Source organism: Sulfitobacter undariae, from assembly GCF_014196805.1.
GTDB lineage: Bacteria > Pseudomonadota > Alphaproteobacteria > Rhodobacterales > Rhodobacteraceae > Sulfitobacter > Sulfitobacter undariae.
Window position 1 is genome coordinate 64,983 of record NZ_JACIEI010000013.1, and the last position, 11,863, is coordinate 76,845.

General features: G+C 57.1%; 12 protein-coding genes. 10 read left to right on the top strand and 2 right to left on the bottom strand.

What is annotated here, in order from left to right; translation table 11 throughout:
• The first annotated feature begins 35 nt into the window (after positions 1-35).
• Together GGR95_RS14740 and der are read left to right on the top strand one after the other, a co-directional pair.
• On the top strand, positions 36-1,418 hold the full coding sequence (locus tag GGR95_RS14740) for a PQQ-like beta-propeller repeat protein (protein ID WP_184567183.1): 1,383 nt from the start codon (positions 36-38) through the stop codon (positions 1,416-1,418).
• A gap of 81 nt (positions 1,419-1,499) precedes the next feature.
• Entirely contained in the window at positions 1,500-2,963 is a 1,464-nt protein-coding gene (der, locus tag GGR95_RS14745) for a ribosome biogenesis GTPase Der (RefSeq protein WP_184567185.1), read from the top strand.
• Positions 2,964-3,018: 55 nt separating this feature from the next.
• Here der and GGR95_RS14750 read toward each other — a convergent pair whose 3' ends face one another.
• Positions 3,019-3,729: a tryptophan-rich sensory protein gene (locus GGR95_RS14750; RefSeq protein ID WP_184567187.1), complete on the bottom strand. Its 711-nt coding sequence runs from the start codon at positions 3,727-3,729 to the stop codon at positions 3,019-3,021.
• Between the two features lie 63 nt (positions 3,730-3,792).
• On the opposite strand from GGR95_RS14750, the gene GGR95_RS14755 reads away from it, so the two are divergent.
• The gene (locus GGR95_RS14755) at positions 3,793-5,010 is read left to right on the top strand and encodes a DUF2235 domain-containing protein (RefSeq protein WP_184567189.1); all 1,218 of its coding nucleotides are present in this window, start codon (positions 3,793-3,795) and stop codon (positions 5,008-5,010) included.
• 15 nt (positions 5,011-5,025) lie between these two features.
• Here the strand turns inward: GGR95_RS14755 and serS are convergent, their stop codons facing one another.
• Positions 5,026-6,318 carry a serine--tRNA ligase gene (gene serS / locus GGR95_RS14760; protein ID WP_184567191.1) on the bottom strand — a complete coding sequence of 431 codons (1,293 nt, stop codon included), beginning with the start codon at positions 6,316-6,318 and terminating at the stop codon, positions 5,026-5,028.
• 215 nt (positions 6,319-6,533) lie between these two features.
• Here serS and yajC point away from each other — a divergent pair, with 215 nt between their 5' ends.
• The 7 genes from yajC to ccmB are packed head-to-tail and all read left to right on the top strand — an operon-like array spanning position 6,534 to position 11,853.
• On the top strand, positions 6,534-6,812 hold the full coding sequence (gene yajC, locus GGR95_RS14765; protein WP_184567193.1) for a preprotein translocase subunit YajC: 279 nt from the start codon (positions 6,534-6,536) through the stop codon (positions 6,810-6,812).
• 37 nt (positions 6,813-6,849) lie between these two features.
• Entirely contained in the window at positions 6,850-8,499 is a 1,650-nt protein-coding gene (gene secD / locus GGR95_RS14770) for a protein translocase subunit SecD (RefSeq protein WP_184567195.1), read from the top strand.
• A gap of 1 nt (position 8,500) precedes the next feature.
• Complete coding sequence (secF, locus tag GGR95_RS14775) at positions 8,501-9,469, top strand: protein translocase subunit SecF (RefSeq protein ID WP_184567202.1); 969 nt, start codon at positions 8,501-8,503, stop codon at positions 9,467-9,469.
• Entirely contained in the window at positions 9,462-10,217 is a 756-nt protein-coding gene (locus tag GGR95_RS14780; RefSeq protein WP_184567204.1) for a sulfite exporter TauE/SafE family protein, read from the top strand. Before secF ends, GGR95_RS14780 begins: the two co-directional genes overlap by 8 nt.
• A 3-nt stretch (positions 10,218-10,220) precedes the next feature.
• Positions 10,221-10,574, top strand: a complete 354-nt coding sequence (locus GGR95_RS14785) for an Mth938-like domain-containing protein (protein WP_184567206.1) — start codon at positions 10,221-10,223, stop codon at positions 10,572-10,574.
• A gap of 5 nt (positions 10,575-10,579) precedes the next feature.
• Entirely contained in the window at positions 10,580-11,200 is a 621-nt protein-coding gene (gene ccmA, locus GGR95_RS14790) for a heme ABC exporter ATP-binding protein CcmA (protein WP_184567208.1), read from the top strand.
• Entirely contained in the window at positions 11,197-11,853 is a 657-nt protein-coding gene (ccmB, locus tag GGR95_RS14795; protein WP_184567210.1) for a heme exporter protein CcmB, read from the top strand. The genes ccmA and ccmB overlap by 4 nt, the downstream gene beginning before the upstream one ends.
• Positions 11,854-11,863 lie beyond the last annotated feature (10 nt).

The following is an 11,863-nucleotide window of genomic DNA, read 5'->3' on the forward strand; positions in this document are numbered from 1 at the left end:
AACCGCAGCGCGCAGCAGACCAGAGTGAGCAGGCCATGACAGATACAGATTATTCTCTGCACTATAAACGGCAGACAGCGCTGCGGGCGGCATCGCCGCGTAAGGTGGTATTGGCACTGTTGGGTGCTGCAACTTTCCTGTCAGCGTGCTCGGAACCTGATGTGATTTTACCCGGCGCACGTGAAGATGTCCGCTCGGTTTTGCAATCACAAGACCCTGCCTCTGAAACGACATTTGCAGGCAATCAAAACCGCGCTATTTCGCTGCCCGCAGCGCGTGTGAATGCGGAATGGACGCAATCGACAGGTACGGCCGCGACACGGATCAGCCATCCGGCATTGGCTGGATCGCTTACGCTTGCATGGTCTGCGAATATCGGAACCGGTGATAGCCGGAAGTACCGCATCACTGCAGACCCCGTTGTTTCCGCTGGACGTATTTTCACGTTAGATGCGCAAACGATGGTCACGGCGACCTCAACATCGGGTGGCCAGATATGGCAAGCCGATCTGCGCCCTGCGCGTGATCAGGCGGGCGATGCCACGGGCGGCGGTTTGGTTGTCGCAGGCGATACTGTATATGTTTCTATCGGCTACGGTGTTCTGGCTGCACTGGACGCCGCAACTGGCGCGGTGCGTTGGACCCAACAACTTGATGCAAGCGCCTCTGGCGCGCCTACGGTGTCGGGTGATCTGGTTTATGTGACTGCGGGGGATAACACGGGGTGGGCTGTGAACCGTCGCGATGGCACGGTGGAATGGCAGCTTGGCGCGTCAGACGACACGCATAATATTTTGGGCGCGCCTGCACCCGCCTTGACCGATGATCTGGCCATCTTCGCCTTTGGATCAGGCGAAGTGCAGGCGGTATTCCGTCGTGGGGGCCTTAGCCGCTGGGATGCGTCTGTTCTGGGTAAACGTCCGGGCCGCGCGTTTAGCAACGTATCTGATGTGACTGCCGCCCCTGTGGTGTCAGGGGATCGCGTCTATCTGGGTAACCAGTCGGGCCGCATTGTGGCGCTTGATGTGAATTCGGGTATGCGCATTTGGTCCGCACGTGAAGGGGCTACTGGCCCTGTATGGCCCGTAGGCGGGAGCCTGTTCGCGGTCAGCGACCTGAACGAATTGCTACGCCTTGATGCTGCGGACGGCAGCAAAATTTGGGGTGTAAAACTGCCAAACTTTGTGAAGAGCAAGCCGAAGAAACAAGGCGCAATTGTCACCCACCACGGGCCCATTGTGGCAGGCGGGCGTGTGATCCTTGCCTCTGGTGATGGTGTCTTGCGCAGCTATAGCCCTGCAAACGGTGCTCTTTTGGGCTCGGTTGAGATCCCTGGCGGGGCGACAACTGCGCCTGTTGTGGCGGGGCAAACGCTTTATGTTGTGTCCTCAAAGGGCCAATTGCTCGCCTACCGTTAAGGCCGGATCGCAGACAGGGCTTTCATAGCCGCGCAGTTTAGGCTATTGCGCGGGTCTAACGCCGTATCGGAGCCTTCCCAGATGTCATTCTCCCTCGCTATCGTGGGCCGCCCCAATGTGGGCAAATCCACGCTGTTTAATCGTCTTGTTGGCAAACGCCTTGCCTTGGTGGATGACCAGCCCGGCGTCACACGCGACTTGCGTGAAGGGGCCGCGCGGCTTGCTGATTTGCGCTTTACTGTCATTGATACCGCAGGTTTAGAGGATGTCACCGACGACAGCCTACAGGGCCGCATGCGCCGTCTGACAGAACGCGCTGTGGATATGGCGGACGTTTGTCTGTTCATGATTGATGCACGCACAGGCCTGACGCCAACCGATCTCGTGTTTGCAGACATCTTGCGCAAACGCTCCGCCAATGTGATTCTTGCCGCGAACAAAGCCGAAGGCTCTGCCGCTGATGCGGGCGTGATCGAGGCTTATAACCTTGGTTTGGGCGAACCGATCCGCCTTTCCGCCGAACATGGCGAAGGGTTGAACGATCTTTACACCCAGTTGATGCCACTTGCGGATGCTTTTGCTGAAAAAGCCCGCGATGATGCGCCCGAAGTTGATGTGGATGTCAGCGACGAAGATGAAGACGAGGACGCGATGCCCGTCCCAACACGGGCAAAGCCGTTGCAAGTGGCCGTTGTGGGCCGCCCGAATGCAGGTAAATCGACGCTGATCAACCAGATCGTCAAAGAAGACCGTCTGCTGACAGGCCCCGAAGCGGGGATTACCCGCGATGCGATCTCGCTTATGACCGAGTGGGACAATGTGCCGATGCGTATCTTTGATACGGCTGGCATGCGTAAAAAGGCCAAGGTCCAAGAAAAGCTGGAAAAACTTAGCGTCAGTGACGGTTTGCGTGCGGTGAAATTCGCCGAAGTTGTTGTGGTGTTGTTAGACGCCGAAATCCCCTTTGAGCAGCAAGATTTGCGCATCGCTGATCTGGCCGAGCGTGAAGGCCGCGCTGTGGTGATTGCGGTGAACAAATGGGACGTCGAAGAAAACCGTCAGGAAAAGCTCAAAGAACTCAAAGAGAGCTTTGAACGCCTGTTGCCGCAGTTGCGCGGTGCGCCGCTGATTACAGTGTCGGCGAAAACGGGCAGGGGGCTGGACCGCCTGCACCAAGCGATTATGCGCGCCTATGAGATGTGGAACCGTCGTGTGACCACGGCGCAATTGAACCGCTGGCTCTCGGGTATGATGGAGGCGCATCCGCCCCCCGCACCCCAAGGTAAGCGCATTAAGATGAAATACATGACACAGGCCAAAACCCGTCCGCCGGGCTTTGTTGTGATGTGTAGCCATCCGGATAAATTGCCCGAAAGCTATAGCCGCTATCTGGTGAACGGTTTGCGGGTTGATTTTGACATGCCCGGCACGCCAATTCGTTTGTGGATGCGGGGGCAGTCAGACGCCAACCCGTTTAAGGGCCGCAAAAAGGCACCGCCGTCCAAGCTGCGTAAACACACAGCCAGCAGCAAACGCAGAGATTAAAGATAAGGCCGGAGTTCTCAAAAGCTCCGGCCTTAATTTTTGACTTCGGGTGCCTCTACTGCGCGGATCGCCATGCTTTGAACGTCGGGACCATCAGTGCGAGCGCACCACCCGCCGCCAGTGCCGCAACGGTTGTGTTGGTCGCGATGTTTTGCACAACCACTGCGACCAATGCCCAAATGACCGCGAAACCATAGCTGGGCGCGCGTCCAAGCTGGCTCTGCACACCTGAGGCGATCACAAGGGCCAGCAAAATAGCTGCAATCGCGGCTGTCGTGCCATCAGTATAGCCGTATCCTGCGGCCAACAGGCCGAGCGACACGCAGGAAGCCGCGCTGAGCCACCCCGCATAAAGCCCAAGCGGCAAGGCCGCGAACCATTTGTCGTCCACTGGACTGCGGAACAATGCAATCAGGACTGTTATCAACATAATCCAGATCAACACGGCCGCCCAAACGGGGCTGGCAACGGCAACAGCAAGCCAAATGGCGCCAACCGCCAAGGACGGGATCAGCGCAACACGCATGGGGTGCCACGCTGCGTCCTCACGCCGTTTCCAAAGACCAAACCCCATCCCGATAATCAGCCAAAGATAGATTGGACCCCAGATCGCAAAAGCATATCCGGCTGGCTGCACTGCGGGATCAACCTGTGGGACTGGGAATTGATCGGGATTAAAACCGCCGAAATCGGGCACAAAGGCGGGCGAGATGGCGAAAAGTGCCGCCAAAATAAATGCTAAAATTGCGGTAAAGGTGCGTGGCATAGGGACGTTCCTTGTGAAATCTGTTAACTCACTGTTGAGATAAAGCACAAAGGAATTTTGCCAATGGCACGGATCGCGATTTTCTGCGACGGCACATGGAACAGCCCCACGATGGAGCAAACCACGCATGTGGATCGCCTGTTTCAAAACACGCCAGTCAGCAACGCCCAGCACGCACGCTATTTCAAAGGTGTGGGCGCTGTGGGGGCTGATGGAGAAGAAATCGGCTTTTTGCGCAAAACATGGATGAAGATCGGTGGCGGCGCTTTTGGCTGGGGGCTGAATGAAAACATCAAGCTGGCCTATGCGGAACTGTGCGAGCTTTATGAAGCAGGGGACGAGATTTTCATTTTTGGCTTTTCGCGGGGCGCTTACACAGCGCGGTCGCTGGCAGGGATGGTGCGCAAATGCGGTATCGTTGAAAAACCTACACCTGAAAAGCTGGACGCCGCTTTCAAGCTTTATCGCAAACCGGGGGCAGAGAACCATCCTGATGCGCTGCATATCCTGCAAGCGCGGCGCAGGCTGTCGCCGCGTTTTGCGACCTCTAGGGCGGATATTGATTGGCGTACAGTGACGCCTTGGGCGGCAGACACTGGCCCGATGCATCAGGTTGAGATTGCCTATCTGGGCATTTGGGACACGGTTGGCTCGCTGGGTATCCCCGCACCATTGTTGGGGCCTGTGGCGCATCTGTGGAACAAGAAATACCGCTTCCATGACACGCTGCTCAGCTCCATGGTGAAATCAGCCCGCCACGCCTTGGCATTGGACGAGCGGCGGGTGTTCTACCGTCCTGCGCTTTGGGATAATCTGGAGGCCTCACGTGACAGCGAGGGGCTGAACAAGGGCAAACGCGACGATGATCGGCCTTATCAGCAAGTCTGGTTCACAGGCACCCATTCCATCGTTGGGGGCTCTGCCAAGGCGCGGGCGCTGACGGGGCAGTCGCTGCAATGGATCGCCGATGGGGCCGTTGCGGCGGGGCTGGAGATTAACATGGAAGAGTTGTTGGACCGTGCTCCCGACCCAATGGCAGACAGTCACACGCTGAGCCAGCCGCCGTTCCTGTATACGGTTGCTGGGAATTTTTTGAAGTGGCGCAAAGGGCCGGGGCATCCGGTTGATCTGCATCCCAGTGCGGATGTGCGGATCAAAGGCAGACGGGACTATCGTCCGCGTTCGCTCAAAAGCCTGATGCCTGAACTTTTCGGGGAACCTGCGATTGGTACAGTGGACCCGTCAAAGAAAACGGAAGGCAAGGATGTGTCGGGGCGCTAGGCCCCGACCGCTATTTTACGCAAGTTGCCCATCAAGGCCCAGCACAGTTTTGCCGCCCAGATAGGGGGCCAGAACCGCGGGGAGTTTGACGGTGCCGTCTGCCTGCTGGCCATTTTCCAGCACAGCAATCAAACAACGCCCCACAGCAAGGCCAGAACCGTTCAGCGTATGCACAAACTGGGGCTTGCCGCCCTCGGCAGGTTTGAAACGTGCGTTCATGCGGCGCGCCTGAAAATCACCTGTTGTGGAAACCGAACTGATCTCGCGGTAAGCGTTCTGACCGGGCAACCATGCTTCGATATCAAAGGTGCGGCGCGCGCCAAAGCCCATATCACCTGTGCACAAGATTAACGTGCGATAGGGGATACCCAGTTTTTCCAAAATACCCTCGGCACAGCCCAGCATGCGTTTTTGCTCGGCGTCCGACTCGTCGGGCAGGGTGATCGACACCATTTCGACTTTTTCGAACTGGTGCTGGCGTAACATACCCGAGGTATCACGGCCCGCTGATCCCGCTTCGGAACGGAAGCACAGCGTGTGTGACGTCATGCGGCGGGGCAGATCGGAGGCGTCCAGCGTGTCACCCGCGACTGTATAGGTCAGCGGTACTTCGGAGGTAGGGACCAGCCACATGCCTTCTTCGGTGCGGTAGCTGTCTTCGCCAAATTTAGGCAACTTATCAGTACCATACATGGCTTCGTCGCGCACCAGAACCGGAGAGTTGACTTCGGTCAGGCCGTTTTCGTCTACATGTGTATCCAGCATGAATTGCGCCAGCGCACGGTGCACGCGGGCCACGCCACGCTTCAACATCACAAAACGCGCACCCGATGTTTTCGCGGCGGTTTCAAAATCCATGGAGGCGGCGACGCTATCCAGATCAAAGTGTTCACGCGGTGCGAAGTCAAAGGCACGCACATCGCCCCAGCGCTTGACCTCGACATTCGCGGCTTCATCCGCGCCATCAGGCACGTCATCGGCAGGGGTGTTCGGGATACGGGCCAGCATATCCGTCAGCTGGACATCTAGATCCTTGGCTTCGGCCTGCATGGCGGCAACTTCGGCCTTTTTCTCGGACACCAGCGCGCGCAGACGCTCGAACTCGGCGTCATCGCCTTTGGCCTTGGCGGCACCTACGTTTTTGGAGGCGGCGTTTTGTTCGGCTTGGGCGGCCTCGGCGGCCTGAATTTTGGTGCGGCGTGCTGTGTCCAGCTCCAGAATAGACGAGGACAAAGGCGCATCGCCGCGCCGCGCCAAAGCGGCGTCAAAAGCATCGGGGTTTTCGCGTATGGCACGAATGTCATGCATGGGTCTGTCCTCATCATCGGTGAATCGTATGGGGCGCGTTATGGCCCATTATTTAGCTGTGGCATAGGGGTAGGGCGTAAGCGGTGTTGAATTCTCTGTCAAACCACTCTTTTGCACTGCGCTGCGCCTTGCAAAGCGCGCCACCCGCGCATAGGTTCTGCCCGACTTAAGATATCGGGGCGACGCCCCCAAGCCCCACATAAAAGGACCACCACATGTCAGGCATCGAGCAATTTATCCCGCTTATTCTTATCTTCGGGATCATGTATTTCCTGCTGATCCGCCCACAGCAGAAAAAGCTCAAGGATCACCAAGCGATGGTTGCAGCGCTGCGCCGTGGGGATCAAGTTGTTACACAAGGCGGGATCGTTGGCAAAGTTGTTAAGGTCAAAGACGATGGCGAACTGGAAGTCGAAATTGCTGACGGCATCAAAGTGCGCGTGATTCAAAGCACGATTGCTACCGTGCTTAGCAAAACCGAACCAGCCAAGTAATCCAACCCAGACTAATATAATAAAGGCGGGCGGCTCAATGCTCCAGATATCCGTATGGAAACGCCTCGCCATCTGGCTGACATGTGCTGTCGGCTTGTTACTGGCGATGCCAAACGCGTTTTATGGCCCTGTAGAAAGCCATAATGACGCGGTCAAAGCGATCGAGTTATCGGGTAATACGCCCGAACTGGATGCACAGCGTGCGCTGTGGCCTGATTTCCTGCCCAACGGGCTGGTTAATCTGGGTCTCGACCTGCGCGGTGGTGCACATCTGCTTGCCGAAGTGCGTGTGGATGACGTCTATGCCGCCCGCCTAGAAGCCATGTGGCCCGAAGTGCGTGACGGGCTGCGCGCCTTGACACCTGTACGCCGCCAGAACGCGCCTGATGGTGAGTTGAAGGTACGTCTCAACGATCCTGAAAAGATGACGCAAGCATTGGCTATTGTACGCGGTCTGGGTCAGCCCGTGCAAACCCTCACAGGGGCAGGGGCCAACGACATCGAAGTCTCTGCCAATGATGGTGTGATCACTGTGGTGCTCTCTGACGCTGAAAAAAGCGCAACTGACGAGCGGACCATGCAGCAATCGCTGGAAATCATCCGCCGCCGCATCGACGAAGTCGGCACACGTGAACCGACAATCCAGCGCCAAGGCTCTGACCGTATCTTGATCCAAGTGCCGGGCATCGGTTCTGCTGCGGAGCTGAAAGAAATCATCGGCACAACCGCGCAATTGACGTTTAACCCTGTTGTAAGCACCACCAGTGACGGTAGCGCAAATCCGGGTGTCGGCAACAAAGCTGTCCCCTCGTTGGATCAGCCGGGGCTGTTCTATGTGATCGAGAGCGCCCCTGTGGTGACGGGCGAAGAACTGGTTGATGCACAGCCCAGCTTTGATCAAAACGGCGCCCCTGCGGTGAGCTTCCGGTTTAACACATCTGGTGCACGCAAATTTGGTGACTATACCGCCGAACACATCGGCTCTCCCTTTGCGATTGTTCTCGATGACGAGGTTGTCAGCGCCCCCACCATCCAAAGCGCCATTCCAGGTGGCTCAGGCATCATCACCGGTAACTTTAGCATCGAAGAATCCACCCGCTTGTCGGTTTTGCTGCGTGCAGGTGCTTTGCCTGCCAAGCTGGATTTTCTTGAAGAACGCACCATCGGCCCAGAGTTGGGCCAAGACAGCATCGATGCGGGTAAAGTCGCAACGATGGTCGCCTTTGGCGCGGTTTTGTTCTTTATGTGGGCGGCTTACGGGCTGTTCGGCATCTTCGCTAACATTGCGTTGATCATTAACGTCGGTTTGATGTTTGGCCTATTGAGCCTCATTGGTGCCACGCTGACCCTGCCGGGGATCGCGGGGATCGTATTGACAGTAGGCATGGCGGTGGACGCCAACGTGCTGATTTTCGAGCGTATCCGCGAAGAACTGGAAACGTCCAAAGGGCCTGCACGTGCAATTGCCTTGGGCTATGAAAAAGCGCTCAGCGCCATTCTGGACGCGAACATCACCACCTTTATCACAGCAGTGATCCTCTTCGCCATCGGCTCTGGCCCGGTGCGGGGGTTCGCGATCACGCTGGGTCTGGGTATCCTCACGTCGGTCTTCACTGCGATCTACGTCACACGTCTGATGGTGGTCATCTGGTATGAACGCCGCCGTCCCAAAACGATAGAGCTTTGATATGCGCCTCAGACTTGTAAAACAAAACACAAACTTTGATTTCTTCAGCCGTTGGAAGCTATGGCTGGGCATCTCTGGTATCATGATGGTTGTGGCACTTGCATCCTTTGCGATGCAGGGCCTGAATTACGGGATTGATTTTCGGGGCGGGACCACCATCCGCACCGAAAGCCCACGGCCTGTTGTAATCTCGGAATACCGGGATGCGATTGCAACGCTGGAATTGGGTGACATCACCATCACCGAAGTGTTCGATCCGCAGTTTGGACCGGAACAGAACGTGGCGATGATCCGTATTCAGGCGCAAGATGATCAAGAAGCCGTCACAAGCGAGCTGATTGAGGCGGTTGAGGGCGCGTTGCAAGCCGCACGACCTGACATCAAATTCATCTCGGTTGAATCGGTTGGTCCAAAAGTATCTGGCGAATTGATCAATACGGCCGTCATGGCGGTTGCTTTGGCGATTGGTGCCGTGCTGATCTATATCTGGTTGCGGTTTGAATGGCAGTTTGCGGCGGGTGCGGTACTGGCGTTGATCCACGACGTGGTGCTGACCATCGGTGTCTTCTCCGAGGTGCAAATCCGTTTCGATCTGGCGATTATTGCGGCGCTGCTGACCATCGTTGGCTACTCTCTCAATGATACGGTTGTTGTGTTTGACCGCGTTCGCGAGAACCTGCGCAAATACAAAAAACGCCCTTTGAAAGAAGTGTTGAACATGTCCATCAACGAAACGTTGAGCCGGACATTCATGACCTCCTTCACCACATTGCTGGCGCTGATTGCCCTGTTTGTTCTGGGTGGCGACGTGATCCGTGGCTTTGTATTTGCAATGATCTGGGGCGTGATTGTCGGGACCTATTCCTCGATCTTCGTGGCATCGTCGGTCTTGCTCTACTTTGGTGTGAAACGCGATTGGTCCAAGCCTGACGCAAACGCGGGCAATCAATACGCTAACGTAGATGCCTGATCTGCTGGCTTCAGCCCTCGCAATTGATGGGCTGATCTGGTTACTGCTAACGGTATTTATTGCAGGGCTGGTTCGCGGTTTCGCGGGCTTTGGCTCGGCCATGGTGATCATGCCCATGGCCAGCTCAATCCTACCGCCTGTTGAGGCGGTGATTTTCCTTGTCGCGGTTGAGCTGATTGGCCCTGTGCCAAACGCACGCGCGGCTTGGCGCGAGGGCACGCCGCGTGATGTGGGCCTGCTGATTTTGGGTGCACTTCTGGCGTTGCCTTTGGGGCTTTGGGCGCTGACCACCATGGACGCCACGTTGTTTGGCTGGGTTGTGTCCGCTAGCGTCATCACGCTGTTGATTCTCACGGTTTCGGGTTGGCGTCTCAAAGGGGCATTGACCCAGCGGCTTACGATTATGGCGGGTGCTTTGGGGGGCTTTATGACGGGTTTTGCTGGCATCCCCGGTCCTCCGGTCATCATGCTGTATATGGCCAGCAGCCTGCCAATCGCGGTGATCCGCGCAAATTTTTTGCTCTATCTGGTGGCAATCGACGTCATACTATTTGCCATGCTGTGGATGTTGGGCATGATGAATTGGTCCGTCGTTGCACTGGGCCTCTTGATCGGTATTCCCAATATGATCGCCAACATGATCGGGGGGCGGTTGTTCGACCCGTCATCCGAGCGTATTTTTCGCAACGTGGCCTATCTCGTCATTGCTGTTTCAGCTATTGTCGGGCTTCCACTTTGGAAGGGATAAGCAATGCGTTTGAATGAGATCGTCTTTAACGATGCAAAACCTGTTGAAGGCTATGGCCCCGGATTTTTCCGTATCGGCGGTGAAGTCATTCATGGCGCAGTGATTGCGGCCCCTTCTGGCACACGCACATGGGGCGGGTTTGATGACATCGCGGCATTGGTGGCACTGACGGGCGAAGCCGATGTGATTTTTATCGGCACAGGGGCGGATATTGCGCATCTTCCTGATGGGCTGCGCGCGCAATTGGAAGAGGCCGGTGTGGGCGTTGAGGCGATGGCATCCCCTGCGGCTGCGCGTACCTACAATGTATTGCTGAGCGAAGGCCGCCGCGTGGCACTTGCCATGCTGCCGATCTAACGCATATGGAGTTACGCCTGACAAATGTGGCCGTGGCGCGGGGCGGCGTACCCGTGCTGAGCGGTGTGTCCTTTACACTGGCCGCTGGCAAGGCGTTGATTTTGCGTGGCCCAAACGGATCAGGCAAAACCACGCTACTGCGCACGATTGCGGGGCTACAACCGCCGCTGTCAGGCCAGATTGACGGCGCAGAAGACGCGGTTGCCTATGCGGGTCACGCTGACGGGCTAAAGGCGATGTTGAGCGTGGCCGAGAACCTCAAATTCTGGGCGGCAATCTATGGCCGCCGTGATATCGGGCCTGCACTTGACGCTTATGCGCTGGCTCCCTTGGCCGAACGGTTGACGGGCACATTGTCAGCGGGCCAAAAACGGCGGGCAGGGCTGGCGCGGTTGATGGTCACGGGGCGGCCCATATGGATTTTGGACGAACCGACGGTATCCTTGGATGTGGATGCGGTTGAAATGTTTGCCAAGGCCGTACAGACCCATCTGGCGGCAGGGGGCATGGCGTTGTTGGCGACCCATATTGATCTGGGGCTAGCGCAGGCGCAGGTGTTAGATGTGACCCCGCTGCGCGCCGCGCCGAGTGACATGCACGGCGCAAGCGACGAGGCATTCCTGTGAGGGCGATGTTAATCCGCGATTTGCGGCTGGCCTTTCGTGCGGGTGGCGGTTTTGGCCTTGGGCTGGCGTTTTTCCTGATCTTGGTGGTGTTGGTCCCGTTTAGCGTTGGGCCGCAAGGTGAATTGCTGGCCTCCATTGCACCGGGTGTCTTGTGGCTGGGGGCGCTGCTTGCGTGCCTGCTGTCACTGGACCGTCTGCTGGCGCTGGACTTTGAAGATGGCACTTTGGATGTTCTGGCAACTGCGCCCCTGCCGCTGGAGGCTGCGCTGGCAATGAAATCATTGGCGCATTGGATCACCACGGGTTTGCCGCTGGTCCTTGCCGCACCTTTTCTAGGTATCTTGCTCAATCTGCCGACGCAGGGGTTTAGCTGGTTGGTGATTTCATTGTTATTAGGCACCCCCGCGCTGTCGATGATCGGCACATTCGGGGCGGCCCTGACGGTGGGGATCAAACGTGGTGGCCTCTTGATGTCGCTGCTGGTGCTGCCGCTATATGTGCCCACACTGATCTTCGGGGCCGAAGCCGCACGGCGTGGTGTGGTGGGGATGGATGTGCAAACGCCGCTGTTTCTGCTGGCGGGCATCAGCCTCGGCGCAATTGCGCTTTTGCCATTCGCCGCTGCTGCTGCTTTGCGGATGACAATCAGGTGATCATGTCCTT